The following is a 26329-nucleotide window of genomic DNA, read 5'->3' on the forward strand; positions in this document are numbered from 1 at the left end:
GTTATGGAGAGCCGATGTTAGAGAAAATACCGCTGGAAGCCTTCCGCGTCTTCGATGCGGCTGCGCGCGCCATGAACTTTTCCCGCGCCGGTCGCGAGCTGAACATTACCCAGGCAGCCGTCAGCCGCCGCATCAAGGGGCTGGAAGACCACCTCGGTGCAACTCTCTTTACCCGGCGTGGCCGAAATCTGGCGCTGACGGCGGATGGCGAGCGGCTGTTCCAGCGCGTGCGCGCCACTCTGGAATATCTGGAAGAAAGCCTGGAGCCCTTTCGCGGCGGCACAGGTGAAATCATTTCGATTGCGGCGAGCGGTTCGATTTCGCATCTCTGGCTCGGACAGCGGCTCAGGGACTTCGGCAAGGAAAACCCCGGCATTTCAGTGCGTCTCCTGACAACGGACGTCCATTCCGAACTGGCATCGGAAAACAACGACCTCATCATCATCTATTCCACCGGCGAACACCCGCGCTGGAACCTGACGCCTCTGATGAAGGAGGTGCTGGTGCCAATCGCCTCGCCTGACTATCTGGCGGTTCGCGGCCTCGACCCACAGGCCTTGACGGCGATGGACATAGCCGCGCTTGATCTCATCGACTACGAGCGCGCCAACGCCCACTGGATCAGCTTCCGCCAATGGTTCGGTCGCATCGGCGACCCCTTGAAAGGTAAGCCAACGAGGCCGCGTCTTTCCTTCTCGACCTATATCATGGCAATCGAGGCCGCGCTCAGAGGGGAAGGCATAGCGCTCGGCAGCCTGGGTCTCATCGAGGAATATCTGCAATCCGGCGCGCTTGTTACCGTCGGCAACGACAGAGTGGAAAGCGGCTTTGGATACTATCTCGGTGCGCCGCGCTTCCGCTCGCTTTCTTCCGAGGCAGCGCAACTGCACCGGTTCCTGCTGCAAGGCCCACAAGCTTGATGCGGGTATCGCGGCACCTTGGCGGTGAGAGGTTGGGGATTTGAAGAATGCGTCGCACCCCCACTCGTGGTTCGAGACGGCCTTGCAGGCCTCCTCACCATGAGGGCTGATCTTACGTGCCTCGCCACAGGGCATGCTCCACCTCATGTGAGGTGCATTGTCGTGAAGCGGAGCGAAAACGGTGAAGCCTCGAGCCGCGAGGTGGCCCCGGCACCTTCCAAAAAAAAGCGGCCCGTAGGACCGCTTTCATCTTATTCACCGCGTCAGGTTCGCATCAATCCTGCGGGATCGAGCCGCGCAGATGCGAGAGTTCCATGATGAAATGCTCAAGGCGCGACTTGTGCTCGTGATGCTCGGCATCTTCGAGTTCGGCCTTGGCGGCATTGATGCGGCGCTCAAGTTCGTCGCGGCTCATGTCTTCCACCGGAACGGCGGATTCGGCAAGCAGCGTGCAGCCGGCCGGCAGGATGTCGGCGAAACCGCCGAAAACGACGTAGTCCTGCTTCTTGCCAGAAGCCGAATGCACCTTGACGACGCCTGGCTTGATCGTGGTCATAGTCGGAGCATGATGAGCCATGACGGTCATCTCGCCCTCGGTCGCTGGGATGACGACATCGATGACCTGTTCCGACAACAGCAGGCGCTCCGGAGAAACCAGTTCGAAATTGAAATTGTCAGCCATGGCCCGTCACTTCTCGATTGTCTTATTCGCAAGGCAAGGGCGCGCGGGCAATGCCGCGCGCCGATGGATTGGCCTGATTAGGCAGCCAGCTTCTTGGCCTTTTCGATCGCTTCGTCGATCGAGCCAACCATGTAGAAGGCAGCTTCCGGCAGGTGGTCGTATTCGCCGTTGACGAGGCCCTTGAAGCCCTTGATCGTGTCTTCGAGCGCAACGAGCTTGCCCGGCGAGCCGGTGAAGATTTCGGCGACGAAGAACGGCTGCGACAGGAAGCGTTCGATCTTGCGGGCGCGGGCTACGGAGAGCTTGTCGTCTTCCGACAGTTCGTCCATGCCCAGGATGGCGATGATGTCCTGCAGGGACTTGTAGCGCTGCAGCGTCGACTGAACCTTACGAGCAACTTCGTAGTGCTCTTCGCCGACGACCATCGGGTCGAGCATGCGCGAGGTGGAGTCGAGCGGGTCAACGGCCGGGTAGATACCCTTTTCAGCGATCGAGCGCGACAGAACCGTCGTTGCGTCCAAGTGGGCGAACGAGGTAGCCGGTGCCGGGTCGGTCAAGTCGTCGGCCGGAACGTAAATGGCCTGAACCGAGGTGATCGAGCCGGTCGTCGTCGTGGTGATGCGTTCCTGCATCTGGCCCATGTCCGTGGCGAGCGTCGGCTGATAGCCCACGGCCGAAGGAATACGGCCGAGCAGAGCCGACACTTCCGAACCAGCCTGCGTGAAGCGGAAGATGTTGTCGACGAAGAACAGAACGTCCTGGCCTTCATCGCGGAAGTTTTCAGCGACGGTCAGACCGGTCAGAGCAACGCGAGCGCGGGCGCCCGGCGGTTCGTTCATCTGGCCGTAAACCAGCGCAGCCTTGGAGCCTTCACCGCCGCCGTGCTTGTTGACGCCCGATTCGATCATTTCGTGGTAAAGGTCATTGCCTTCGCGGGTACGTTCACCCACGCCTGCGAATACCGAGTAACCACCGTGCGCCTTGGCGACGTTGTTGATCAGTTCCATGATGAGAACGGTCTTGCCAACGCCGGCGCCGCCGAACAGGCCGATCTTGCCGCCCTTTGCGTAGGGAGCAAGGAGGTCGACGACCTTGATGCCGGTGACGAGAATCTGCGCTTCCGTGGACTGCTCGACGTAGGACGGAGCATCCTGGTGGATGGCGCGCTTCTTGGCGGTGTTGATCGGACCGGCTTCGTCCACCGGCTCGCCGATGACGTTCATGATGCGGCCGAGCGTCTCATGTCCAACCGGAACCGAGATCGGTGCACCGGTGTCGTTGACACGCTGTCCACGAACCAGACCTTCGGTCGAGTCCATGGCGATCGTGCGTACGGAATTTTCGCCGAGGTGCTGTGCGACTTCGAGAACCAGACGATTGCCGTTGTTGTCGGTTTCAAGCGCATTCAGGATCGCCGGGAGTTCGCCTTCGAAAGCAACGTCCACAACGGCGCCGATAACCTGCGTAACCTTACCGACAGAACCTGCGGGGGTAGCTGCGTCAGCCATATTCTTACCCTCTTTTCCTAACCTCAGAGCGCTTCCGCGCCCGAAATGATTTCAATCAATTCCTTGGTGATCTGAGCCTGGCGCTGACGGTTGTAGTTCAGCGTCAGCTTGTTGATCATCTCACCAGCGTTGCGCGTCGCATTGTCCATGGCGCTCATCTTGGCGCCCATCTCGCCGGCGACGTTTTCGAGCAACGCGCGGAAGATCTGGACGGAGATGTTGCGCGGGATCAGGTCCGCGAGAATGGCAGCCGCATCCGGCTCGTATTCGTAGACGGCGCCCTTGTGGGCTGCATCTTCCTCAACGGCGGCCGGAGCCGAAGCCGGGATGAGCTGCTGTGCCGTCGGCACCTGGCTGATCACCGACTTGAATTCGGAGTAGAACAGCGTGCAGACGTCGAATTCGCCGGCTTCGAACATCTCGATGACGCGCTTGCCGATGGCGTCGGCATTGTCGAAGCCGATGCGCTTGACGTCGCGCAGTTCCTTGCGCTCGACGATCAGCGATGCGTATTCGCGACGCAGCACGTCATAGCCCTTCTTCCCGACGGTAAAGATCTTTACCGTCTTGCCTTCGGCCAGAAGCTTGCGGGCATGGTCACGAGCGAAACGAGAGATCTGCGAGTTGAAGCCGCCGCAAAGGCCGCGCTCGGCCGTGCAGACGACGAGCAGGTGCACATCGCTTTTGCCGGTTCCGGTCATCAGCAGCGGCGCGCCATCAGCATCGCTGACGGCTGCCGAAATGTTGGCCAGAACAGCGGCCATGCGCTGCGAGTAAGGCCGGGCGGCCTCGGCCGCCTCCTGGGCACGCCGAAGCTTCGCCGCGGCGACCATTTTCATCGCCTTGGTGATCTTCTGCGTCGCCTTGACGGAGGCGATCCGGTTTTTCAGATCCTTTAGTGAAGGCATCCTTGGTCCGTCCTAGAGCTTGGGCCCGATTACGTGAAAGACTTGACGAAGCTGTCGAGAGCAGCGGTGAGCTTGCCCTTCGTTGCGTCGCTGATAGCCTTTTCGGTGCGGATGGTGTCGAGGATGTCCTTGCCTTCCGAGCGAAGGTAAGACAGCAGGCCCTGTTCGAACTTGCCGACCTGCGCAACAGGCAGCTTGTCGAGGTAGCCGTTGACGCCGGCGAAGATCACTGCAACCTGCTCTTCCGTCTTCAGCGGCGAGAACTGCGGCTGCTTCAGGAGTTCCGTCAGGCGCGAACCGCGGTTCAGCAGGCGCTGGGTTGCGGCATCGAGGTCGGAACCGAACTGGGCGAAGGCGGCCATTTCGCGATACTGGGCGAGTTCACCCTTGATCGAGCCGGCAACCTGCTTCATCGCCTTGATCTGAGCGGACGAACCGACGCGCGAAACCGACAGACCGACGTTAACGGCCGGACGGATGCCCTGGTAGAACAGGTCGGTTTCGAGGAAGATCTGGCCGTCGGTGATCGAGATCACGTTGGTCGGAATGAAGGCCGAAACGTCGTTGCCCTGCGTTTCGATGACCGGGAGAGCGGTGAGCGAACCAGCGCCCTTTTCATCGTTCATCTTTGCGGCGCGCTCGAGGAGACGCGAGTGCAGGTAGAAAACGTCGCCCGGGTAAGCTTCGCGGCCCGGCGGGCGGCGCAGCAGCAGCGACATCTGGCGGTAAGCAACGGCCTGCTTGGAAAGGTCGTCATAGCCGATCAGGGCGTGCATGGCGTTGTCGCGGAAGTATTCGCCCATGGCGCAACCGGCGAACGGAGCCAGGAACTGCATCGGAGCCGGATCGGAGGCCGTCGCAGCAATGATGATCGAGTACTTCAGCGCGCCGCGCTCTTCGAGCACCTTGACGAACTGAGCAACGGTCGAACGCTTCTGGCCGACAGCGACGTAGACGCAGTACAGCTTTTCGCTGTCCGGGCCGGCATCGTGGATGGCCTTCTGGTTCAGGATCGTGTCGAGAATGATGGCGGTCTTGCCGGTCTGGCGGTCGCCGATGACGAGCTCGCGCTGGCCACGACCAACCGGGATCAGCGCGTCGATGGCCTTGAGGCCGGTCGACATCGGCTCATGAACCGACTTACGCGGAATGATGCCCGGAGCTTTGACGTCGACGCGCGAACGGCGGGTCGCATTGATCGGGCCCTTGCCGTCGATCGGGTTGCCGAGTGCGTCGACAACGCGGCCGAGCAGTTCCGGACCGACCGGAACGTCGACGATCGCGCCGGTACGCTTGACGGTGTCGCCTTCCTTGATGTCGCGGTCGGAGCCGAAAATAACCACACCGACGTTGTCGGCTTCGAGGTTCAGGGCCATACCGCGAATGCCGCCGGGGAATTCGACCATTTCGCCGGCCTGGACGTTATCCAGACCGTAGACGCGGGCGATACCGTCACCGACGGAGAGAACCTGGCCGACTTCGGAGACTTCAGCTTCCTTGCCGAAGTTTTTGATCTGATCTTTCAGAATTGCGGAAATTTCCGCGGCGCGGATATCCATCAGCCGACCTCTTTCAATGCAAGCTTAAGGGTGGAGAGTTTGGTGCGAAGGGACGTATCGATCTGACGGGAACCGACCTTGACGATCAGACCACCCAGGATCGAAGGATCGACCGTGACAGCAATTGCCACGTCCTTGCCGGTGACGCCCTTCAGCGCCGCCTTCAATTCATCTTCCTGCGCTTGGGTAAGCGCATGTGCCGAGATAACCTCGGCGGAAATCTCGCCGCGATGACGTGCGGCGATGATACGGAAAGCCTTGATCATGCCCGGCAGCGCAAAAAGACGCCGGTTGCTGGCCACAAGCTTCAGAAAATTGGTGACATAGGCGCCGAAGCCTGCCTTCGTTGCCAGCGCCTGAATCGCGCCGACCTGCTCATCGGCCGAAAAGACCGGGCTGAGGACGAAACGCTTCAGATCTTCGCTCTCGTCGAGCATGACTTGGAAGCGATCGAGATCGGCAGTTACTGCCGACACGGCACCTTCTTCAAGGGCCAACTCGAAAAGCGACGAGGCATATCGTTCTGCAACGCCAGAAACATGCTGGGATGTGTCTGCCACGGGCACAAAATTCCCTGATTTCAACCCAAGAACCCAGCTTCCGGGTAACGGAAGCCATATGCCCTTGAATTCGTTTTGATTTCCCCCAGAAATCAGCAGGAGTACACTCCCGCCTCATCCGAAATTCGGGGTTCGTCTAACATAGGATATTGAGACTCGCAACACGCGTATTCGCCGAATACGCTATTCGGGCGAATTTATGATGGCAAAAATTCAAAAGCATGGGGATAGCGCGGGCAAACAAGGCCGCCCCGAAGCCGTTTTCGGCTCAAATATAGCCCAGTCCGTACAGGAAAGGTAATGCGGCAAGAATCGCTTGCACAACCAGAAGGAGAAGACTGAAAAGTACACTGCCGCGGTCGGACATGAGCGCGAGAATGCGGCCGAACGCCGCGACGCCGAAGGAAGCGCCAAGCGCAAGATAAATCATCGGCTGCGCCAGGAGGATCGCCACCAGTCCGAAACCGAGCATGAAGCCGCCCGCCGAACGGGCCTCCGCGTAGGCTTCCGTTCGTCCTTCACGCACCTGAAGCTTGAGGATGCGATAGGTATAACCCGGCGCGAACATCATGAAGAAGCCGATCAGCGCCGTGACTGCGGCAGAACAATAGGCAAGCCGCTCGCCGAATTCGGTCGGAAAATAAAGCTCCATCGGTCACCCTCAAAAATCAGCCGCGCGCAAATCACGTAAGTGAGACGGCGACTTATGGCATGATCCGGTCAGACAGGGAAAGGCACAGTCAATATATCTGCCGCGCCAATCACAGAAAGCTTTGCGGATCGACGTCGAGCTGCACCTGTACGGAGCCGCGCTCCTTCGGCGATTGCGCCAGCATCGCCCGTAAGAAGCCCTGCATATCGGAATTGCGCCGGCCGTGCACGAGCAGGCGGAAGCGATGGCGCCCGCGCACGAGCGCGATCGGCGCTTCCGCCGGGCCAAGCACCGAAATGCCGGAGACCTGCGGCGCGGCGTTGCGCATGCCGCGCGCATGCGTCTCGGCATCCTGCCTGCTGTCGGCCGAGACGATGATCGAGGCAAGCCGGCCGAAGGGCGGCAATATGGCCCTTTCGCGCTCAAGGATCTCGCGCTCGTAGAAAGCGCCGGCATCGCCGGAGACGATCGCCTGCATGACCGGATGCTGAGGCTGGTAGGTCTGCAGCAATCCGTGGCTCTTCAAGCCGGTGCGCCCGGCACGCCCCGTCACCTGCGACAGAAGCTGGAAGGTTCGCTCGGCAGCACGCGGATCGCCATTTGCCAGGCCGAGATCGGCATCGACGATGCCGACCAGCGTCATCAATGGAAAATTATGACCCTTGGCGACGAGCTGCGTGCCGATGACGATATCGGCCTCGCCCTTGGCGATCGCATCGAGCTCCAGTCTCAGTCGCTTGACGCCGCCCATGATATCGGACGAAAGCATGATGGTCCGCGCGTCGGGGAAATGACGCTCCACCTCCTCGGCGATACGCTCGACGCCCGGCCCGCAGGCAACGAGATGGTCGAGCGTGCCGCATTCGGGGCAGGCTTCCGGCGTGCGCTCGGCATAGCCGCATTGATGGCACTGAATCTGGTTTCGGAACCGATGTTCCACCAGCCAGCTCGAACATTGCGGGCACTGGAAACGATGGCCGCAGACACGGCAGAGCGTCAGCGGCGCATAGCCGCGCCTGTTGAGAAACAACAGCGCCTGCTCGCCCTTGGCGACCGTCTTGCCGATCGCGCGCAGCAGCACCGGCGACAGGAAGCCGCCGCGCTCGGGCGCGTGCCGGCGCATGTCGACCAGATGAAGGTCGGGAAGTGCCGCATCGCCGTAACGCGTCGGCAAATGGATCGTGGTGTAGCGCCCGCTCTGGCCGTTGACCTGGCTTTCGACCGAAGGCGTGGCCGACACCAGCACGACCGGAAAATCGCCGATGCGGCCGCGCACGACGGCCATGTCGCGGGCATTATAATAGACGCGGTCTTCCTGCTTGTAGGCGGGGTCATGCTCTTCGTCGACGATGATGAGCCCGAGATCCTCGAAGGGCAGGAAGAGAGCGGACCGCGCACCGGCAACCACCCGCACTTCGCCCGTGACGGCCTGACGCCAGACCTTCTCGCGCATCTTCGGCGCAAGATCCGAATGCCACTCGGCCGGCTTGGCGCCGAAGCGATCCTGAAAGCGCTCGAGAAAACTTGCCGTCAGCGCAATTTCCGGCAACAGGATCAGCACCTGCTTACCGCGCCTCAGCGTTTCGGCGATGGCCTCGAAATAGACCTCGGTCTTGCCCGAGCCGGTAACGCCGTCGATCAGCGAGACGGCAAATTCGCCCTTGCGCACGTCCGCCAGGATCTCATCGGCCGCTTGCCTCTGCGGCCCCTGCAGCCGCGATGCGGTAAACTCCGGATCGGGCTTAGCGACCACCGGCGGCGGCGGCAAGAAGATGATCTCGAAAATGCCCTGCGAGATCAGCCCATCGACGACGCTGGTGGAAACGCCGGCCGCATGCGCCAGACCGAGACGGGTCCACGACAGCCCATCAGCAGCAATTTCCATCACCTTGGCACGGGCAGGCGTTAACCGCTCCGGCTGGCCACCGATGAACCGCAATCCCTCGATCATCGGCTCGGGATCGAAAGCGGCGGGCGCCCGGAGCGCCATGCGCGCCACCAGCCCCGGCGGCGACAGCGTGTAAGTCGCAACCCAGTCGATGAAATCGCGCATATGCTTGCCGAGCGGCGGGCAATCGAAAACATGGCTGATCGGCCGAAGCTTCTTCGGATCGACGCCACCGTCATCCTCGCCATCCCAGACGACGCCGATGACCTGTCGCGGCCCGAGCGGCACCTGCACGACGGAGCCCGGCTCCACCGCCATGCCCTCGGGCACGGCATAGGAATAGGCCCGCGGCGCCGGCATCGGCACGAGAACGGGCACGGTACGGCTCATCACAGGCTTCGCGGGCGCGGCTTCAAAAAGCGCACCGAACAGATCAGAAGAATCTTTGCTCATTGCGCCAGACCATGCCCCGGACGGGGGGAAAAGAAAACCCGGGAGTGGTGCTTGGCCGCTCGCAAAATGCGAATGGTCTGCAGCCGTAGAGAATATTCAGCGTTAGGTAATGATGCCGACAAGGGCCATTTTCTGCACGAGGCAGATATTGATTTTAGAGGTCCACATATTTCATCATATCAGGAAATCGGCGAAGTAGATCATCGCAATCTTCGCTCTTGAAGCTTTCAGTCAACCTATGAAGGATTTCAAATTTATCCGGGTCTTGACTGTCTCTAAATCGCGTTGCCAGTCGGTCGCTCTTCTCGGTCTCTTCGAAATAGATGTTGCAGTAATCCCTCATCGCGGCCACGGCGGCGAGCCGATGCACTTCATATGCCGAGAGAGGCATAGCGGGCCCGGACGGTGTCGGTGCCCAGGTGCTATGCATCAGTCCCCAAACATGTTCGACAGATTCAGCCACGGTGGCCCCCATAGTCACCCCCATGGTGAGCAGTGCCCCGGTTGCCATCCCATAGACGAAGTTTCGCATTGGTATCCGTGGTGCTGAATATGAAGACTGAATCCCTAGAGGGGAATGGTGACTACCAGGTATTTGCGCAACCTTGCAGGTTGAGCGCGATAATGCGTTGCCTAATTTTCTGTGACGCTGATTGCAAAATCAGCTCATACCATGACTGCAATCAACCGGAAAAGTTCGCCGATAACGAGTACCATAAAATACCGCTATCTCCGTTTGCAAAGCATTATCGCACAGGTGTCAAGTTCGAGATAACATTAAACGAAGAGGGATCGGACATGAGAACCGGTAGAACAAAATTGCTGTGGCTTCCTCTCGTCGCTATTTTGGTGAGCTGCGCACCGGAAGAAAAAAGTCCCATAGTCCAAAAATTGGAAACAAGCGAACTCCATGAATTGGGAACTTCCTGTGCCGGAACCTTTTTTGCTTTTGATGGCAAAAACCTCGTCATGGTCGAAAAGGGCAAAAGCGAAATTATCCTCGAAAATGTAACATTCGAAGACATTGGAAATAGTCAGGTCACGATGACCGCACATTACAGCGCAGCTAGGGTCATTTCGCGCTTTCACCTTAATCGCGATAAAACGGTCATGAACTACGAAACTATGTACGTCGACCCACACCTAACGCCGGAACAACTTGCTCGTTTAGGCCTCAAGCCAGATTATGAAGCAAACATTGATCGCCAGATGAGCACCATGCCACCATTGGTTTTGTGCCCGAAGCCGACCAGTTAGTCAGTCTATGTCGAACGGACCTGTACATGTTCGCAATTGGCGCGAGGATAAAGCAAACGGCTTCCACACCAAGCCGGTCGCATCTGCCTCCGCGTTCCGTGAATAATCAAAGCTCTCGCGACACCCCAAACAGCCTCCCACCCTCGCGAATCAGAAGAGCCGGCCGATCAAAATCGTCATTATTGACAATCGCGTCGGCAGAATGAGCCGGCGCAGCCAGGCTTTCATAAAGCGCAAAGGCCGGCCGGTAACGATCTGCGTAGAGCTGGCGGGTTGCCTCCGTACCACCCAGAAGCGCCATGTCACGCGCAATGCCGCGGTGCTCGGAAACATGTTCCGAGGTTTCGACGAAGATGGCGAGATCCCAGCCTTCCCGCAGCTCCGGCCGCTGCAGAAAGGTGCCGTCGACGATGAGGATCGTGTCGGCAGGCGCGAATTGCGGAGCCTGGTCGATCGGTACGTCGTTGTGCAGATCGAAGGAGGCGGTGCGATACCACCCGTCGCCGCCCGGCCCCAAAGGATTGAGAAGCAGCGTATTGATGGCGGGAAGATCACGCGCGTCGTAATAATAACCCTCGGCAGAGTGCCGCCCGCGCGCATAGCGCTCCACCTTCGGCCGATGGAAGCCATCGATCGAGGTTCGGATGATCTCTCGTCCACTGCCTCTGAGGCACTCGGCCAGTTCGTTCGCCAGCGTGGTTTTGCCCGAAGCCGTCCTGCCATCGATCGCGACGCGAATCGGTCGCGCCATTTTCCGGTTCGCAATCATGTCTGCCAAGTCGCTCAAAAGAGCGGCCCTATCCAATGAGGTCATTTCAACAATCCCATTTCAATAAATCTAACTATTAAAAATCCCGACCGAAATTTGCCCTTGCCGATTCTCCTTCGATATTGAGCAGGCCCGGTGAAAACTCCAAAATCTGTTATTCGTCGTCCTCATCGATCACACCGGTCAACCGCATGCCATCGATCCAGGTGGAACCGTCCTCGCGGATCACGCGGCGCGGCTTTGCGCCGCAGCGCTCGCGTACGGCCTGCGCCAGTACCTCGGAATGGGTGACGATCCAGATCTGGCTGGTCTTCGCGGCTTGAGCAATCATATCGGCAAGCGGCGGCAGCATGTCCGGGTGCAGGCTCGCCTCGGGCTCGTTGAGCGCGATCAGCGGCGGTAGTCGATAGGACATCAAGGCGGCAGCGAGACCGAGGAAACGGACCTGACCATCGGATAATTCGCGCGGCTGGAAAACGCGATTGGGAAATTCCGGCAGCATGAGCCCGAAATCAGCCGTTTCCTGCGGCTCAGGCACGACGAGCCGCGCGCCGCCGAGGGCTGCGGCAAGAACCCGATCCAGCTCGACGGTATCTTCGCGCGTATGGACGAGCGTAGCGAAGACGGCAGCGATATTCGCGCCGTCTTCATCCAGCATGGGCGCCGTGACGGCAAGGCAGGGAGCGCGCAGCGGCGAGCCGCGATCGGTGCGGAAGCCATGATAGAACCGCCAGGTATCGACGGCACGCCGGAAGGTGCCGATCTCGGGAAAATATCCGGCATCGCCGAGCAGCGCGATTGCTGTTTCGGAGGTCAGCGCCTGCTCGCGATGCTGCTCCATACGGCCGGTCTCTCCGCGCACCGAAATACCCGGGCCGTCCCGCCTCATCATCGTCACCGGCCGACGACCGGTCTCGAGCGAAAGCTCCTCGGTCTTGATCTGCGGCTCGAGCGGAAAACCGGCTGAGGCAGAGGGCGGCCGCATGCCCGCCTCGATGGAGTAGCGAAAGGTCGCAGCCCGCTCCATATCGAGCAGCTCGACGTCAAAGCGGATGCGGGCGGACTCGTGGCTGCGCCGCTTGCCCGACCACATGGCCGAGAACATGCCGCCTTCGCTGGAAATCTCGTGCGCCAGCCGCCCGCGAACTGCCGCCTGCACCAGCTGCAGCGAGCGATAGAGGTTGGACTTGCCGACGCCATTCTCGCCGATGAACAGATTGACGTCGGAAAGATCCATGCGGATCGAGCGCAGGGACCGATAGTTCTGGGCAAACATGGATCTAAGTTGCATGCATACCCTCTCTCTGTCTCATGCAATTCCGGACGCAAAATCGCTGCGCACTTTTGCTGGAGTTGCCCTAACCGATTCCGGGTTTAGAGAGAACGGGTGATCAGAGCTTCATCCTGCACCGGAGCAACGAGCGGCGAGAAAGTGGCATTCCCATCCGCCGCGAGGTCGAACACCGTATGCCTCTCCAGTGCCTTGGTGACATCGTTGACGTCGCCGTCCAGATGCTCGACGGGAATGAGATTGCCCACCAGGAAGTCGAACCGGTCTCCGCGCTTGTTCAGCAGCTCGTGGAAGACAGTCATGTCGCGCAGCTCGGTCGACCATTTTGCGAACCAGTAGAACAGGCCGGAATTGCGCGCCGTCAGATGAACCGGCAAAATCGGCAGATTGTATTTGCGCGCCAGCCCCACGGCCGACGTCTTCCAGGGCCGCTCGTTCAACTTGCCGTTCGCCCAGTAAGCGATGCGGCCGGACGGAAACAGGACCGTAACCTTGCCATCGGCAACGGCGCGATTGGTAAGCTGCAGAGTCTCGCGCGTTTTCGGCTTGCTCTTGTGCTCCTCCCGCCATTCGACCGGAATGATCATCTCGGCAAAGCGCGGATTGACGCGCACCGCATCGCGATTGGCAAAGACCATCATGTCGGGCCGCCGCGACTTCAGGAGATCGAAGACGGCTACGCCGTCGGCAATGCCTGTCGGATGATTGCTGACGAGAATGAAGCCGCCGCTGGCCGGAATGCGATCGGCATTGACAACGCCGATGTCGAGCCGCAGCAGATCGCTCATATATTCGAAGCACTGAAAGCCGGAAAGCTTGGCGACGTCATCGGCAAATTCGATCGCCTTGTTGTAGCGCAGCAGCGTGTAGAGAAACGGGCGCATGAGCGGCCAGAGCGGATTGCGCACGATCTTCTGGCCGCGCTCGGCAATCAAAGTATCGACGATATGTCCGGGCTGGCCCTGGGACACCAAAGCAATCGTTTCTGCGAGCTGTCCCAATGCAGTTATCGAGCCGCGACGCGCCATGAAGTGTCCTGAATGGTTGGGATATATTCTATCGCAATCGAATATGATCGAAGCATGACAAGCGCCTCGCACATACCAGCTGAACCGTCGGGGGCTTGGGAGCGGATACATGCCATCATTTTAAAGTGCCGCTGCTCCCGCAGCGCATGAAAAATGCAAGCGGGTCAACGGGAAAGTTAGTGATTCCATAACCTTCCCTCTTTCAAAGTGGCAGAAGGAATCCGAATTTCAAGGGGTTTTCCACTGAACGAATTATTGATCATCGCCGACTCAGGGTTGATGGCCGAACGCAGCCGCTGGCTCGACGCGCTCGGTCAGGAACGCAGGCTCGCAGCGCATACGCTGAACGCCTATGAGCGCGACACGCGGCAGTTCCTGACGTTCCTCACCGGCCACCTCGGCGGCCCGGCAACGATCGCCGATATTCACGCATTGCGCCCTGCCGACTTTCGCGCCTTTCTCGCCGCCCGCCGCAAGGATGGCGCCGGTGCGCGTTCGCTTGGTCGCAACCTTGCCGGACTTCGTTCACTCTTGCGTTATCTCGAAAAGAAGGGGCTGGTGAATGCCGCAGGCGCTGCCGCGGTGCGTTCGCCGAAGCAGCCGAAATCACTTCCCAAACCACTCTCCGATACCCAGGCGGTGACCGTGGTCAGCGACGAAGCGCAGTTGCACGAGGAGCCATGGATCGCCGCACGCGACGCCGCCGTTTTGACCTTGCTTTACGGCTGCGGCCTGCGCATTTCCGAAGCGCTCGATCTGAAGCCGCAGGATTTTTCGCCCGGTGCCACCTCCTTGCGCATCACCGGCAAGGGCAACAAGACGCGACTGGTGCCGCTGCTGTCGATCGTCATTGAAGCCGTTGATCACTATCGCAAGATTTGCCCTTATCATCTCGATGCGGAAGGACCGCTTTTCCGAGGCGCGCGCGGCGGCAAGCTGCAGCCGGGCATCATCCAGCACGGCATGCAGAAACTGCGCGGCGCCTTCGGCTTGCCGGATACCGCCACGCCGCATGCGCTTCGCCATTCCTTCGCCACCCATCTGCTGGCCGGCGGCGGCGATCTGCGCACCATTCAAGAGCTGCTCGGCCATGCCAGCCTATCGACAACCCAGGTCTATACCGGCGTCGATTCCTCACGGCTTCTGGAAGTCTACGACCGCGCCCATCCTCGCGCGTAAGGAAAGATTAACCTCTCGCGTTAAGGGAATCTCCGTCTGGCGCGCGTAAAGCAGAACCGAGAGCATTTCCGGGAAAAGTGCGTAGCGGTTTTCCGTCCGGAATGCGAAAGAAACAAGAACATGGAGCATTTTTGCGGTTCGCAGAACAGCGCAATGCTCCTGTCCCGGCATGCCTCTCGAAAGCCGCTTTCCAGCGCTACGGATCATGCCCTCTGCGAACGGAAGATTTTGATGATTTCTGCCCTCGGGTCCAAGGCGATGCGGTCGATAAAGCCGACGCTTGGCGACATCCTGCTCTGGCTTGCCACAGCCTTCCCGTTCGCGCTGGCGATCTTGCTGGTAGCGACCATGCTGACGCTACGACCCGCTCATGCCGACCGGGCCGTATCGGATAAGTGCGGCGGCAAGGATCTGATGGCCGAACTGCAAAAGACCGATCCGGCGAAATATGCGTCCATCATCGCAGCCGGCGACAAGGTGGAAAACGGCAAGGGCATCTTCTGGAAGATCGAGAAGCCCGGCCTGAAGCCGTCCTGGATGCTCGGCACGATGCATGTTTCCGATACACGTGTGCTCGCCATGCCGAAGGGAGCGGCGGAAGCCGTGGCCTCCGCCGACACGATCGTCGTGGAATCCGACGAAATTCTCGACGACAAAAAGGCGGCGGCCGTACTCTTCGCCAATCCGTCGCTGACGATGATCACCGATGGCTCGACCATCAGCGAGCATCTCTCCCCGGAAGACAATGCACGCCTTGAGGCCGGGCTGAAGGAACGCGGAATTGCTCTTGCGGCCGTCTCCCGCATGCAGCCCTGGCTGATCGCAAGCTCCTTCGAAATGACCGGCTGCGAAGTCCGCCGCAAAACCTCCGGCGCAAAATTCCTCGATCAGAAGCTGGCAAGCGATGCCGCAGCCGAGGGCAAGCAGGTCAAAGGTCTCGAAACCCTGGCCGAACAGGCCAAGGCGATGAGCGATCTGCCGATCGCACTTCATCTGAAGTCGCTGATCCAGACGCTGGAACTCGGCGACAAGATCAACGACGTCAACGAAACGATGACCGACCTCTATCTCGCCGGTAACATCGGCGCGATGGTGCCGATGCTGAAGGTGATCGAGCCGGATCAGAAAATCACGGACGACGATACCGCGGCCTTCGAGCAGCGCATTATCCTCGATCGCAATAAGGTGATGGCCGAACGCTCCACGCCGATCCTCGACAAGGGCAATGCCTTCATAGCGATCGGCGCGCTGCATCTGGTCGGAGATCAGGGGCTGGTCGCGCTCTTGCGCAAGCAGGGCTTTACGGTGACACCGGTAAACTGAGTGTTTCAGATCTGCCGGCGCTGATTCACCGCTGTCGCTTGAGTTGTGCAGCTGTGTCGGCCATACTGACGAACGTTGTTTCGAACTAGCGCCGGATTCTTATGAGAAACAATTCCCTTATGGCTTTGACGGACCGCGTCAAAGGCACGGCATCCCGTCTTGCCGCCCCTTTCCTGTTGGCTGCCGTTCTTGTCGCATCGATCCTTTCGCCGGCGTTTGCAGACAATGCCAGAACGTGCCCTGGCAAGGATGTCCTTTTACAACTACGCAAAACCGATCCGGCGCTTTACGGGACGATGCTTGACGCCGCATCGAGGGTCGATAACGGCTACAGCATCTTCTGGAAGATCGAAAAGGCCGGGACGAAGCCTTCCTGGCTGTTCGGCACCATGCATTCAAACGATGAGCGCGTGCTGAAACTGCCGACCGCCTTCCATGGCGCCTTCGACAAGATCGACACCTTGGTCCTGGAGTTGAAGGAAATAGCCGAGCCCAATACGATTGCGATGGAGCTTCTCAAGCATCCGGAGCTGACGATGCTGCCGCCCGGCAAGAGCCTGGACCATATTCTTCCCGCGGAAGAAACCGGGCAAATTGCGGCAGGACTTGCGAAGAAAGGCGTGCCGATCGCAACTGTCCTGCGCATGCGCCCGTGGTTCATCTACATATCGCTCCTGACGTGCGCCGCCGGCCAAGGTCCCAACGACAAATATGTGCTGGACAGGCAATTGGCCGTTCAGGCCGCGAGAAATGGGATTGATGTCGAGGGCCTCGAAACGCCGCTCGAGCAATTCCAGGCGATGGCGGACCTTTCCGACGACCTGACCATGAAAGGCCTTCTGGAGAGCTTTCGATCGCCCTACGATGTAAACGACATCACGGAAACCTTTGTAGGCCTTTACTCGACCGGAAATAGCGGCTTGATGAAAGCTCTTGTCGAAGGCCTCTCCGACGATAAAGCCACCGACGCGGCCATCGTGAAACGCATTGTTACCGACCGCAACGAGGTGATGGCGAAACGCATCGTGCCTTATCTCGAAAAAGGGAATGTGATGATGGCCGTCGGCGCACTCCACCTTCCGGGCGATCACGGCGTAGTCGCGCTGCTGCGCAAGCAGGGCTTTACGGTGACGCCGGTAAACTGACGGAATTCACGCGCTTGCCGAAATTGGCCAGCATCTTGGAAACTATCAGCCGGTGAAATGGCGTAATCAGCGCGATGTAGATTCGACCCAGCAATATCTTTCGCCGCACCAGTGTTGTCGTGTCGATCAGCCTGCGCCCCTCGCCGTCGTCCCGCACGCCGATGACGACGCGAAAATCGAGATGACGGTCGTCAAAGCCGAGAACGACCTGATCGTCCGACTGACTGACGATCGGAAAAAAGCCGATCTTTCCCTTGTCGCCCGCAAGATTGCTGCCGGTGGACTTCAATCCGAATACGTTCGTCACAGAATTGCGCAGCGTCATCAGCAACCGCACCCAGGGCGGAAAGCGACTGAGCATCGCGCGCGCCACATCAATTGCGGTAAGATCCGCTGTCGGTACCTGTAGCTCATAGCAATCCGCCCAATCGGCATCCGGCATGGCGGGATGCGGCATATGCGGTTTCACCATCAGGGGTCTTGCAGACATCTTTTCACCCGTCATTTCGATGACTGCAGATTATCACATCGGGCAACGCAGCCAGCGCAATAAAGCCGGCTGCGGCAATTTACCCGGGGCAGGCTGGAGCGAAGCGTCTTCAGGAAAAACCCGTTGCGGCTCTCCATCCTGGATGCGGAAATGCTCTACCGAACAGCCGATCCGTCAGCCGGCAGGATCTTCAGTCGCCATGCCGTATCCGACTTCAGATATTGCGTCGCAATCGCTCGAATGTCCTGCGCTGTTACAGACTGATAATTGTCGATGCTGCCGCGGATCCGCTCCAGACGCCGTGGGTCCGTTTGCGCACCGTGAAGGCTCTCTAGCCAGTAATTATTGGTCTGTTGCGAGCGCTTGATCTCCTCGACGATCGGTGCACGCGCCCGGGTCAGCTCATCGGGCGAAACCTCTTTGTCCCGCAGGTCGGCGGCGATCTTGTCAACGAGATCGAAGAAGTGGTCGACCTTGGCCGGGGTCGTCTCCACATAGACGTAGCCGAAGCCGTAGCCCGGCAATGATTTGGACAGATCGACACTGCCCTGCGGACTGTAAGTCGCGCCCTCGGCAACACGGAACTGATCGACTAGGCGATTGCGGAAGATCGCTCCCGTAACATTGGCGGCGGCGGCACGCGGCAGATCCGAGAAAAAATCACCGATCGGCATGGCGACGAGCGCACCGGCATTGTCGCCTCGTCCATCCTGAAGCCGCACGACCGGTTCCGCCGTCGGAGCCGGAAAAAGCGCACTGTTGCTGGCAGTCTGCTCCGGCGCATCGAGCCGAGCCGGCAGTGCACCGAATGTCTCTGCCGTCAGTCGAATGGCGTCGTCCACGGTGACATCGCCGGTGATGATGACTTCGATCTGTCCCTTTGCAAGGTAAGGCCGCAGGAATGTTTCGAATTCCTCCGGCTTGGCATCGAGCAACTGCGTCCGGTCGGGGAAGGCCCAGCGCGGGTCGCCGGAATGCAAGAGGCCGGGAAGATCGCGGCCGACCACGCTCCGTGGCGTCGCCTGAAGTTGGGCGAGACTATTCAGATAGGCCTGCTGCACCCGCTTGAAGGCATCGGGCCGATAGATCGGATCGGAAATATACGCCGTCATAAGCTGCAGTTGCGTCACGAGATCGCTCGGCCGCGTGGCACCCTCGAACCTGAAGGCGCCGTCGCGGATGGAAAAGTCGCTGCCGACCACCTTGCTCGCCAATGCCTTCTGCATGTCCTCGTAACCGATCGCCTTGAGACCGGAGAGGGAAACCGAAGGAGCTGCCCAGATCGGCAGCGGGCGGTCATGCGGCAGATCGAGCAGGCCGTGGCCGATATTGGCGCGAACCAATATCTCGTCCGCACGAAGCTTGGTCGGCTTCACGGTCAGGCGGACGCCATTGGCAAACCGCACCATCGTAACGCCGAGGTCGTCGAGCACGCGTCGCTCGACCACGGTGCCCGCTGGTCCGAAATCGGTGTATGGCCATTCGACCGCTGCCGTATGCAACGGTGCGCTGACGACAACCGCACGCGAAGTTGCATAGGCTTTTTCGACGGCTGCCTCTCCGCCTTCGGGCATTTGCGGAATCTGCAGCACCAGCTGCGGACCGTTGCCTGCAAAGGCGAGCTTGAGACTTTCGTTGACCTCGGCCGCCGTCAGGCCTTTCATTGCAGCGTCGAACAATGAGAGGTCGTCCGCAGGCGACGTAAACACCACATCCGCGCCGACGCTCCACGCCAAAGCACCCGCAATGTCGGGGCTCGTGCGCGTCGTGGCACCGCCGGCAGCGGCCTGCAGCATCGACCGATACTCGGCAAGCTCCCGGTCGATTTCGCTTTGCGCGACGCCGAATTCGGCAATCCGGCGCTGCTCCTGATCGATGGCGGCAAGCGCAGCCTGCCACCTGTCCTGATCGGTATCGGCGGCAATGATCGTGGCACGAGCGGATTTCAACAGATTCTGCGAGCCTGCCTGCGCGCTGACGAAGGGGGCGTTGGGCTGTTGCGCCAAAACCGAGATGCGCCTGTTGAGAACGGCAAGACCAATACCCTCGACCAGCTGTTGACGGCGCTTGGCAACCGTATCTTGCGAAGCATCATATGGCCGGGTCCAGGCCATCTGCACGCGCGTCGCGCCGCCCGGCACGATGACGGTTCCGACGCGTTCGCCGTGCTTTTCGAGGCTGCCCAGATCGATCGCCGCCGGAGCAGGCGTATTGGATATCCAGTTGCCGAAGCGGTTGCGGATATCGGCTTCAATGGCGGCAGCATCGATGTCGCCGACCACGACCAACGTCGCGCGCTCCGGCCGGTAGTTGGTGCGATAGTAATCGCGCACCAGATCGACGGGCGCATTGCTGATAATATCGGTCTTGCCGATCGGCGGACGCTGCGTCACCCGCTGGCCGGGCAGCACCTGATTGAGGAAGCCGATACTGCCACGATATTGCGGCGTATCGCGCAGTTTTTCTTCGGAAAGAATGACCCCACGCTCACGGTCGAACGCACCGGCGTCGAGCGTCAGCTCGCTCGCTGTCTCGCGCATCAGCATCAGGCCGGTGGAAACCCGCTCGGGATCCGCCTCGGGCAGATCGAGCGAGTAAGTCGTTTCGCCATAGCTAGTAGAAGCATTGGTATCGGCACCGAACGCCAGACCGAGACGCTGGAGGATGCGGATCATCTCGCCTTCGGGAACGTGGGTCGACCCCTTGAATGCCATGTGCTCGAGGAAGTGCGCCAGCCCCTGCTGATTGTCGTTTTCCTGCAGCGAGCCGCTGCCGATGCGGAACCGGATCGCCACCTGCCCTGCCGGCGTCGCATTGTGCATGATCGCAAAACGCATACCGTTCGGCAGCGTGCCGAAGCGAATACCCTGCTCCACCGGCAGATCGCTGGCGGCCTGTGGCCAGCCGGCTACGGGGGGTTCGGCGTGCGCCGGCACCACACCAACCACAAGGCCTGTGAATGCGGCGACAATGGAGAGTTGCAGAGATACGAAAAGTGCTGGGATTTGACGTGACATGCCGACTTCGATGAATGGAAGAGCTTCGATGATGCGATGCACAAAGGCCGTACATCGCATCATCGGGCTTGCATTGCAACCCAGCACCCGGCTCGGCTGGGATGCCGGTTCTTACATGTGGATCGGCTTGAAGAAGGTCGCGAGCGCGGCTTCCTTCACGGCTTCCGACATGGTCGGGTGCGCGTGGCAGGTACGGCCGAGATCTTCCGACGAACCGCCGAATTCCATCAGAACGGCAATCTCATGGATCATTTCGCCAGCGCCAAAGCCGACGATATGGCCGCCGAGAACACGATCGGTTTCCTTGTCGGCCAGGATCTTGACGAAGCCGTCCGTCGCCAGCATCGCGCGGGCGCGGCCGTTGGCCGAGAACGGGAACTTGCCGACCTTGTAGGCGACGCCTGCAGCCTTCAGTTCTTCCTCGGTCTTGCCGACGGAAGCGACTTCCGGCTGCGTGTAGACCACGCTCGGGATGACGTCGTAGTTCACGTGACCAGCCTGACCGGCGAGAATTTCGGCAAGGGCAACGCCCTCGTCTTCTGCCTTGTGCGCCAGCATCGGTCCCTTCACCACGTCGCCGATGGCGTAGATGCCCGCGACATTGGTCTTGAAGTGGCCGTCGATTTCGACGCGGCCGCGATTGTCGAGAGCAACGCCGGCTTCTTCGAGGCCGAGACCTGCCGTGTAGGGCTTGCGGCCGGTCGCAACCAGCACGACGTCGGCATCGAGCACGACCTTGTCACCACCCTTGACGGGTTCGAAGGTAACCTTCGCACCATTGCCGGACTTCTCGACGCCGACAACCTTGGCACCGAGGTGGAATTCGATACCCTGCTTGGCCAGCATACGCTGGAACTGCTTGGAGACTTCACCGTCCATGCCGCCGAGGATGTTGTCGAGATATTCGACGACGGTGACCTTGGCGCCAAGGCGCGACCAGACCGAGCCGAGCTCGAGGCCGATGACGCCACCGCCGACCACGATCATCTTGCCCGGCACCTTGTCGAGCGCGATACCGCCGGTCGAAGAGATGATGACCTTCTCGTCGATTTCGAGCGGAACGCCCGGAATGCCGGCAACGTCGGAGCCAGTGGCGATGACGATGTTCTTGCCTTCGATCTCGGTCACCTTGCCGTCTTCAGCGGTGACGGAGACCTTGCCGGCGGCAACGATCTTGCCGGTGCCCTGGAAGGCATCGATCTTGTTCTTCTTGAACAGGAAGGCGACGCCGTCGACATTCGACTTCACGGTCGCGTCCTTGTGGGCCAGCATCTTGCCGAGGTTCAGCTTCGGTGCGGCCACTTCGACGCCCAGCGCATCCATGCCATGGCCGGCATGATGGAACACTTCGGAAGCATGCAGCAGCGCCTTGGATGGAATGCAGCCGACGTTGAGGCAGGTGCCGCCATAGGTCGCGCGCTTTTCGACGACCGCGACCTTCAGGCCGAGCTGCGCTGCCTTGACTGCGCAAACATAGCCACCGGGGCCTGTTCCGATAATGATCACATCGTAGGACATGTTTGATTTCCTTGTTTTATATATTCGTTAGTCGGTCGCCCGTGCCAAGGCGAGGCGGATGCCGAAGCCGACGAGCGCCGCTCCGGTGATGCGGTTGAACCATTTGCCCGAGGCGATGAAACGATCGCGCACCGGCTTGACGGTAAAGAAGGTGGAAACGCCGGCAAACCAGGCGACGAGCGCCGTTGCCATGCCGATGCCGTAGCTGAACTGGGTGAGCGCCGGCGTGTCGTGATGAACGAGCGTCGAAAAAAGCGACAGGAAGAACAGCACCGGCTTGGGATTGAGGGCATTGGTGACGAAGCCCGTTGCCAGGCAGCGCCAGACCGAAACCGGTTTGCGGTCTTCCTCGGTGATCTCGACATCCTTCACCTTGAAGCCGGGTTCGCGGAAAGACTTGATGCCGAGATAGACGAGATAGAGAACACCGGCCCACTTCACCACGCTGAACAGCATGAGGGACTGCGACACGATCAGGCCGAGGCCGAGAATGGTGTAGCTGATGTGAAAGAGCAGCGAGAAGCCCATTCCGAGCCCGGTCATCATGGCGGCGCGACGGCCATGCACGATGCTCTGGCGCAGGATCACGGCGAAGTCGGCGCCGGGAACGACGATGAAGATCGAGAAAACCGCCATCAGGCCGAGGAATTCGAGAATATACTGCATGTCGTCAATCCCTTCCGATCAGCGTCCGCCGCTCACATCCAGCAATGCACCCGTTATATAGGATGCATGGGGGCTCAGCAGGTATAGGACGGCGTCGGCCACCTCGTCGGGTGTTCCCGCGCGCTTCATCGGCAGCTGCGGCGCGATATCCCGAGCCCTGTCCGGCGAGCCGGCGGTGGCGTGAATATCCGTGTCGATGATGCCGGGTCGTACCGCGTTGACGCGGATGCCCTCGGCCGCCACTTCACGCGCAAGCCCGACCGTAAACGTATCGATCGCACCCTTGGATGCGGCATAGTCGACATATTGTCCGCCAGCGCCGAGCGTGGCGGCAACAGACGAAAGATTGACGATCACGCCGCCTTTGCCGCCATGACGCGTTGACATGCGGCGCACGGCTTCCGCCGCAGCCAGCATCGTGCCGCTGATATTGATGCGGAACATGCGATCGAGCCGCTCGGGCGTCATCTCGTCCAGACGCTGGATGACATCGACGACACCGGCATTGTTGACGAGACCGTCGATCCGGCCGAAATAGGCATCGACCTTGGCGAAGATGGACTTGATATCGTCAGGCTTACCGACGTCACCTGCGACAGCGATGGCCTCGCCGCCAGCATCGAGGATCGTCCCGACCACAGCCTCAGCCGCCTCCCTGTTGGAAGTGTAGTTGACCGCCACGGCCCAGCCATGCTGAGCGGCGGCCAGGCAAATCGCGGCGCCGATGCCGCGGCTACCGCCGGTTACGAGAAGAACAGGCGCATCATCGTCGGTCATTGATAGCATCCTTTCAAGCTGAGGACGTCCCAGGGCGCCACGGTCGCCTTGCCTTCGCCCCAGAGGGAAGACTTCTGAATAGAGGGACCAAGCGCCGGCAGGAAGAGCCTGTCGGCCGCACTTTCCCCTTCCGCCGGCAATGCGCGGATATGCCCCTTGAGGTCGGAGGCGTAAACCATGCCTTGCCAAACCGTACAGGCTCGGAGATCGGCTCCGGTCACATCGCCCTCCGGGCATTCGAACATGATCCGGCCATCAGCGCGCAACTGGTCGTCCGTGCGCATGACGACGCCCTCGGCCACCACGGCTGTGTTGCGCACCGCAAGCTTGAACCTGTTGCTGACGGACGATTCCGATCCCATGGGTTCGAAGCGCAGCTCGTAAGCGTCGTCCATGTCGACATAGACAGCCTTTTCCTGCGCGCACTCAATCGCGAAGGCAGGCAACGGATTGGCCGCGAAAACCAGCATCGCACCGCACAAGGGAGTCCGCTTCACGATCGTTGACATTGCCGGCATGGTTAGTTTCCTCCCGGCTCACGCCGGCCATCGGCATTTTCAATCACACCGAAATCTGTGAACAGAACCAGCGGCCGGCCGCTCCCATCGAGCCCCCAGAAAACCGGATAGAAACCGTCGCCCCAGCCGCTCGAGAAAACGGCGACATTGCCGCGCTTGCCCGATATCGGCCGGTGCAAGGCGTAATCATCGTTATTTGCCTGCAATTCGGTTGCCAGGACGTCATCATAGTAATTGATATCCGACGACGACTTTTCCGCCTGGACCTGCTTCTCGCGCTCCTGGATCAGCGCATATGTGTCGGCATCCATGTAGCAGCCGAGACCGGCATCGACCGGATAGCCGAAGAACTCGTCACCCTTCAGGGAATTGATATCCTGACCCGGTATCATAGCCAGTTCCCAGCGCACCGGCTTGCCTTCGGCAAAGCGCATACTCGCTGCCGCGATACGGCCGGAAGCTTGATACAAGGTGACGGGATAATCGCCGGGGGGAACCGTCCGGACAAACGCCGGGTGATCCGGCCCGACAAGCGGATCGCTGGCGACGGTGCGCCCGGAGGTCAGTTCCACCTTGCCGATGCGAATGACATTGACCGAGCGGGCAGAGAGATCGGCGTCGCCGAGCGACGCCAGATCGAGATTGCTGCTGAGCTTGGAAATGTCGAGCTCGCCCGCATCGGCGGACGATGGCATCCATGTAGCGACAGCGCACAACAATCCGCGCAGCGTCCGCATGGGCCATGTCGACATGATCCAATGCCTCCTTAGAGATCGAGAACGAGACGTTCGGGATCTTCCAGGCTTTCCTTGACGCGCACGAGGAAGGTAACTGCTTCCTTGCCGTCGACCATCCGGTGGTCGTAGGAGAGTGCCAGATACATCATCGGACGGATGACGACCTGACCGCCGATGGCGACCGGACGCTCCTGGATCTTGTGCATGCCGAGAATACCGGACTGCGGCGCGTTCAGGATCGGCGAGGACATCAGCGAGCCGTAAACACCGCCATTGGTGATGGTGAAGGTGCCGCCCTGCATGTCAGCCATCGACAGCGTACCGTCGCGGGCAGCCTTTGCCAGACGGCCAAGTTCCTTCTCGACCTCGGCGATCGACATCTGGTCGGCGTCGCGGATAACCGGAACGACGAGACCCTTGTCGGTGCCAACAGCCATGCCGATGTGGCAGTAGTTCTTGTAGACGATATCGGTGCCGTCGATCTCGGCGTTGACAGCCGGCAGTTCCTTCAGCGCGTGGGTAACGGCTTTGGTAAAGAAGCCCATGAAGCCGAGCTTCACGCCATGCTTCTTCTCGAAGATGTCCTTGTACTTGTTGCGCAGATCCATAACGGCCTTCATGTCCACCTCATTGTAGGTGGTGAGCATGGCGGCAGTGTTCTGCGCATCCTTGAGGCGACGGGCGATCGTCTGGCGCAGGCGGGTCATCTTGACGCGTTCTTCGCGGTTGACGTCCTCGACAGCGGTCGGCGCGCGGGCGGCGACAGGAGCAGCCGGGGCTGCGGCCGGCGCCGAAGCAGCCTTGGCAACGGCTGCGATGGCGTCGCCCTTGAGCACCTGGCCGCGCTTGCCGCTACCATCGACCTGATCGGCGGAGAGATTGTTTTCAGCAAGCAGCTTTGCAGCGGCCGGGGCCGGCGGCATGGAAGACGCCGGAGCGGCAACGGCAGGAGCTGCAACCGGAGCAGCAGCGGCCGGGGCCGGTGCGGCAGCCTGTGCCGGAGCAGCGGCAGCGCCACCGGCAGAAATCTGACCGAGCAATGCACCGAGACCTACGGTTTCACCAGCCTGGACAACGATTTCGGACAGGGTGCCTGCTGCCGGTGCGGGAACTTCGATCGTTACCTTGTCGGTTTCAAGCTCGAGAAGCGGCTCATCGGCCTTGATGGCATCGCCGACCTTCTTGAACCAGGTGCCGACGGTCGCCTCGCTGACGGACTCGCCGAGGGTAGGAACGCGGATTTCAGTGGCCATTGTTCAGATCCTGATTTTCGTCATTATGAGTTAGATGGAATTCCGGCGACAGATGGTCGGGGGACTGAGAACGCCACGCGCGGCAATAGCCCAACCGGAAAAAACCGATCGGGCCTCTGCCTTGTCATGGCGGTAGGCGGCACATTGCTGCATGGCGGCCATCTTTTCCCCCGTCGCATCATGCGGAAGGCTGGAGCGCGACGAGGCGATTTTCAGACGAAAACGCGTCAT

General features: G+C 60.2%; 25 protein-coding genes. 5 read left to right on the top strand and 20 right to left on the bottom strand.

What is annotated here, in order from left to right:
• Nucleotides 1-14 precede the first annotated feature (14 nt).
• Nucleotides 15-920: a LysR substrate-binding domain-containing protein gene (locus ACIQJ2_RS18925; RefSeq protein ID WP_400674255.1), complete on the top strand. Its 906-nt coding sequence runs from the start codon at nt 15-17 to the stop codon at nt 918-920.
• A 274-nt stretch (nt 921-1194) separates the two neighbouring features.
• Here ACIQJ2_RS18925 and ACIQJ2_RS18930 read toward each other — a convergent pair whose 3' ends face one another.
• From ACIQJ2_RS18930 to ACIQJ2_RS18965, 8 genes are all read right to left on the bottom strand, one after another.
• On the bottom strand, nt 1195-1602 hold the full coding sequence (locus ACIQJ2_RS18930) for a F0F1 ATP synthase subunit epsilon (protein WP_400674253.1): 408 nt from the start codon (nt 1600-1602) through the stop codon (nt 1195-1197).
• 77 nt (nt 1603-1679) lie between these two features.
• Nucleotides 1680-3110, bottom strand: coding sequence for a F0F1 ATP synthase subunit beta (atpD, locus tag ACIQJ2_RS18935; protein WP_199143636.1), 1431 nt, complete (start codon nt 3108-3110; stop codon nt 1680-1682).
• Nucleotides 3111-3133: 23 nt separating this feature from the next.
• Complete coding sequence (locus tag ACIQJ2_RS18940; protein WP_199143638.1) at nt 3134-4018, bottom strand: F0F1 ATP synthase subunit gamma; 885 nt, start codon at nt 4016-4018, stop codon at nt 3134-3136.
• 29 nt (nt 4019-4047) lie between these two features.
• Nucleotides 4048-5577 (bottom strand): F0F1 ATP synthase subunit alpha, encoded by a 1530-nt coding sequence (gene atpA / locus ACIQJ2_RS18945; protein WP_199089786.1) that lies wholly within the window; start codon nt 5575-5577, stop codon nt 4048-4050.
• Nucleotides 5577-6143: a F0F1 ATP synthase subunit delta gene (locus tag ACIQJ2_RS18950; RefSeq protein WP_400674250.1), complete on the bottom strand. Its 567-nt coding sequence runs from the start codon at nt 6141-6143 to the stop codon at nt 5577-5579. Before ACIQJ2_RS18950 ends, atpA begins: the two co-directional genes overlap by 1 nt.
• Before the next feature lie 262 nt (nt 6144-6405).
• Nucleotides 6406-6789 carry a DUF4345 domain-containing protein gene (locus tag ACIQJ2_RS18955; RefSeq protein ID WP_199089784.1) on the bottom strand — a complete coding sequence of 128 codons (384 nt, stop codon included), beginning with the start codon at nt 6787-6789 and terminating at the stop codon, nt 6406-6408.
• A 109-nt stretch (nt 6790-6898) separates the two neighbouring features.
• Nucleotides 6899-9130 carry a primosomal protein N' gene (locus ACIQJ2_RS18960; protein WP_400674248.1) on the bottom strand — a complete coding sequence of 744 codons (2232 nt, stop codon included), beginning with the start codon at nt 9128-9130 and terminating at the stop codon, nt 6899-6901.
• Nucleotides 9131-9284: 154 nt separating this feature from the next.
• Nucleotides 9285-9662, bottom strand: coding sequence for a hypothetical protein (locus tag ACIQJ2_RS18965; RefSeq protein WP_400674246.1), 378 nt, complete (start codon nt 9660-9662; stop codon nt 9285-9287).
• Between the two features lie 266 nt (nt 9663-9928).
• Here ACIQJ2_RS18965 and ACIQJ2_RS18970 point away from each other — a divergent pair, with 266 nt between their 5' ends.
• Nucleotides 9929-10387, top strand: a complete 459-nt coding sequence (locus ACIQJ2_RS18970; protein ID WP_400746562.1) for a hypothetical protein — start codon at nt 9929-9931, stop codon at nt 10385-10387.
• A gap of 106 nt (nt 10388-10493) precedes the next feature.
• Here the strand turns inward: ACIQJ2_RS18970 and ACIQJ2_RS18975 are convergent, their stop codons facing one another.
• From ACIQJ2_RS18975 to ACIQJ2_RS18985, 3 genes are all read right to left on the bottom strand, one after another.
• Entirely contained in the window at nt 10494-11138 is a 645-nt protein-coding gene (locus ACIQJ2_RS18975) for a uridylate kinase (RefSeq protein ID WP_400674241.1), read from the bottom strand.
• Nucleotides 11139-11310: 172 nt separating this feature from the next.
• A complete protein-coding gene (locus ACIQJ2_RS18980) occupies nt 11311-12447 on the bottom strand; it encodes an AAA family ATPase (protein WP_400674239.1) in 1137 nt (378 codons plus the stop codon).
• 83 nt (nt 12448-12530) lie between these two features.
• Entirely contained in the window at nt 12531-13475 is a 945-nt protein-coding gene (locus ACIQJ2_RS18985; protein WP_400674237.1) for a GNAT family N-acetyltransferase, read from the bottom strand.
• Between the two features lie 243 nt (nt 13476-13718).
• On the opposite strand from ACIQJ2_RS18985, the gene ACIQJ2_RS18990 reads away from it, so the two are divergent.
• The 3 genes from ACIQJ2_RS18990 to ACIQJ2_RS19000 all read left to right on the top strand — a co-directional run bounded on the left by ACIQJ2_RS18990 (nt 13719) and on the right by ACIQJ2_RS19000 (nt 17122).
• On the top strand, nt 13719-14654 hold the full coding sequence (locus ACIQJ2_RS18990) for a tyrosine recombinase XerC (protein ID WP_400674467.1): 936 nt from the start codon (nt 13719-13721) through the stop codon (nt 14652-14654).
• 231 nt (nt 14655-14885) lie between these two features.
• A complete protein-coding gene (locus ACIQJ2_RS18995; RefSeq protein ID WP_400674236.1) occupies nt 14886-15977 on the top strand; it encodes a TraB/GumN family protein in 1092 nt (363 codons plus the stop codon).
• Nucleotides 15978-16096: 119 nt separating this feature from the next.
• Nucleotides 16097-17122: a TraB/GumN family protein gene (locus tag ACIQJ2_RS19000; protein ID WP_400674234.1), complete on the top strand. Its 1026-nt coding sequence runs from the start codon at nt 16097-16099 to the stop codon at nt 17120-17122.
• Here the strand turns inward: ACIQJ2_RS19000 and ACIQJ2_RS19005 are convergent.
• The 9 genes from ACIQJ2_RS19005 to ACIQJ2_RS19045 form a co-directional block, all read right to left on the bottom strand.
• Nucleotides 17100-17612: a DUF2867 domain-containing protein gene (locus ACIQJ2_RS19005; RefSeq protein WP_400674232.1), complete on the bottom strand. Its 513-nt coding sequence runs from the start codon at nt 17610-17612 to the stop codon at nt 17100-17102. The two genes, ACIQJ2_RS19000 and ACIQJ2_RS19005, sit on opposite strands and share 23 nt — an antisense overlap.
• 155 nt (nt 17613-17767) lie before the next feature.
• Nucleotides 17768-20629, bottom strand: coding sequence for a M16 family metallopeptidase (locus tag ACIQJ2_RS19010; RefSeq protein WP_400674230.1), 2862 nt, complete (start codon nt 20627-20629; stop codon nt 17768-17770).
• A 111-nt stretch (nt 20630-20740) separates the two neighbouring features.
• Nucleotides 20741-22147 (bottom strand): dihydrolipoyl dehydrogenase, encoded by a 1407-nt coding sequence (lpdA, locus tag ACIQJ2_RS19015; RefSeq protein ID WP_400674228.1) that lies wholly within the window; start codon nt 22145-22147, stop codon nt 20741-20743.
• Between the two features lie 27 nt (nt 22148-22174).
• Nucleotides 22175-22813: a LysE family translocator gene (locus tag ACIQJ2_RS19020; RefSeq protein ID WP_400674226.1), complete on the bottom strand. Its 639-nt coding sequence runs from the start codon at nt 22811-22813 to the stop codon at nt 22175-22177.
• A gap of 18 nt (nt 22814-22831) precedes the next feature.
• A complete protein-coding gene (locus ACIQJ2_RS19025) occupies nt 22832-23590 on the bottom strand; it encodes an SDR family oxidoreductase (protein WP_199143669.1) in 759 nt (252 codons plus the stop codon).
• On the bottom strand, nt 23587-24108 hold the full coding sequence (locus tag ACIQJ2_RS19030) for a hypothetical protein (protein ID WP_400674224.1): 522 nt from the start codon (nt 24106-24108) through the stop codon (nt 23587-23589). Before ACIQJ2_RS19030 ends, ACIQJ2_RS19025 begins: the two co-directional genes overlap by 4 nt.
• A gap of 2 nt (nt 24109-24110) precedes the next feature.
• The gene (locus tag ACIQJ2_RS19035; RefSeq protein WP_400674222.1) at nt 24111-24860 is read right to left on the bottom strand and encodes a DUF4241 domain-containing protein; all 750 of its coding nucleotides are present in this window, start codon (nt 24858-24860) and stop codon (nt 24111-24113) included.
• A gap of 14 nt (nt 24861-24874) precedes the next feature.
• Complete coding sequence (gene odhB, locus ACIQJ2_RS19040) at nt 24875-26098, bottom strand: 2-oxoglutarate dehydrogenase complex dihydrolipoyllysine-residue succinyltransferase (protein ID WP_400674220.1); 1224 nt, start codon at nt 26096-26098, stop codon at nt 24875-24877.
• Between the two features lie 30 nt (nt 26099-26128).
• On the bottom strand, nt 26129-26329 hold the full coding sequence (locus ACIQJ2_RS19045; RefSeq protein WP_400674218.1) for a hypothetical protein: 201 nt from the start codon (nt 26327-26329) through the stop codon (nt 26129-26131).

The sequence above is a fragment of the Rhizobium sp. NPDC092011 genome, from assembly GCF_044756305.1.
Taxonomy (GTDB): domain Bacteria; phylum Pseudomonadota; class Alphaproteobacteria; order Rhizobiales; family Rhizobiaceae; genus Rhizobium.

Excerpts from the sequence above, each read along its gene's own strand:
- ACIQJ2_RS18965 (WP_400674246.1), bottom strand. The coding sequence starts at position 9,662 with ATGCGAAACTTCGTCTATGGGATGGCAACCGGGGCACTGCTCACCATG.
- ACIQJ2_RS18960 (WP_400674248.1), bottom strand. The coding sequence starts at position 9,130 with ATGAGCAAAGATTCTTCTGATCTGTTCGGTGCGCTTTTTGAAGCCGCG.
- ACIQJ2_RS19000 (WP_400674234.1), top strand. The coding sequence starts at position 16,097 with ATGGCTTTGACGGACCGCGTCAAAGGCACGGCATCCCGTCTTGCCGCC.
- ACIQJ2_RS19010 (WP_400674230.1), bottom strand. The coding sequence starts at position 20,629 with ATGTCACGTCAAATCCCAGCACTTTTCGTATCTCTGCAACTCTCCATT.
- ACIQJ2_RS19045 (WP_400674218.1), bottom strand. The coding sequence starts at position 26,329 with ATGACGCGTTTTCGTCTGAAAATCGCCTCGTCGCGCTCCAGCCTTCCG.
- lpdA (WP_400674228.1), bottom strand. The coding sequence starts at position 22,147 with ATGTCCTACGATGTGATCATTATCGGAACAGGCCCCGGTGGCTATGTT.
- ACIQJ2_RS19020 (WP_400674226.1), bottom strand. The coding sequence starts at position 22,813 with ATGCAGTATATTCTCGAATTCCTCGGCCTGATGGCGGTTTTCTCGATC.
- odhB (WP_400674220.1), bottom strand. The coding sequence starts at position 26,098 with ATGGCCACTGAAATCCGCGTTCCTACCCTCGGCGAGTCCGTCAGCGAG.
- atpA (WP_199089786.1), bottom strand. The coding sequence starts at position 5,577 with ATGGATATCCGCGCCGCGGAAATTTCCGCAATTCTGAAAGATCAGATC.
- ACIQJ2_RS18975 (WP_400674241.1), bottom strand. The coding sequence starts at position 11,138 with ATGGCGCGACCGATTCGCGTCGCGATCGATGGCAGGACGGCTTCGGGC.
- ACIQJ2_RS18930 (WP_400674253.1), bottom strand. The coding sequence starts at position 1,602 with ATGGCTGACAATTTCAATTTCGAACTGGTTTCTCCGGAGCGCCTGCTG.
- atpD (WP_199143636.1), bottom strand. The coding sequence starts at position 3,110 with ATGGCTGACGCAGCTACCCCCGCAGGTTCTGTCGGTAAGGTTACGCAG.
- ACIQJ2_RS18995 (WP_400674236.1), top strand. The coding sequence starts at position 14,886 with ATGATTTCTGCCCTCGGGTCCAAGGCGATGCGGTCGATAAAGCCGACG.
- ACIQJ2_RS18970 (WP_400746562.1), top strand. The coding sequence starts at position 9,929 with ATGAGAACCGGTAGAACAAAATTGCTGTGGCTTCCTCTCGTCGCTATT.
- ACIQJ2_RS18955 (WP_199089784.1), bottom strand. The coding sequence starts at position 6,789 with ATGGAGCTTTATTTTCCGACCGAATTCGGCGAGCGGCTTGCCTATTGT.
- ACIQJ2_RS19025 (WP_199143669.1), bottom strand. The coding sequence starts at position 23,590 with ATGACCGACGATGATGCGCCTGTTCTTCTCGTAACCGGCGGTAGCCGC.
- ACIQJ2_RS18925 (WP_400674255.1), top strand. The coding sequence starts at position 15 with ATGTTAGAGAAAATACCGCTGGAAGCCTTCCGCGTCTTCGATGCGGCT.
- ACIQJ2_RS18985 (WP_400674237.1), bottom strand. The coding sequence starts at position 13,475 with ATGGCGCGTCGCGGCTCGATAACTGCATTGGGACAGCTCGCAGAAACG.
- ACIQJ2_RS19030 (WP_400674224.1), bottom strand. The coding sequence starts at position 24,108 with ATGCCGGCAATGTCAACGATCGTGAAGCGGACTCCCTTGTGCGGTGCG.
- ACIQJ2_RS19035 (WP_400674222.1), bottom strand. The coding sequence starts at position 24,860 with ATGTCGACATGGCCCATGCGGACGCTGCGCGGATTGTTGTGCGCTGTC.
- ACIQJ2_RS18940 (WP_199143638.1), bottom strand. The coding sequence starts at position 4,018 with ATGCCTTCACTAAAGGATCTGAAAAACCGGATCGCCTCCGTCAAGGCG.
- ACIQJ2_RS19005 (WP_400674232.1), bottom strand. The coding sequence starts at position 17,612 with ATGTCTGCAAGACCCCTGATGGTGAAACCGCATATGCCGCATCCCGCC.
- ACIQJ2_RS18980 (WP_400674239.1), bottom strand. The coding sequence starts at position 12,447 with ATGCAACTTAGATCCATGTTTGCCCAGAACTATCGGTCCCTGCGCTCG.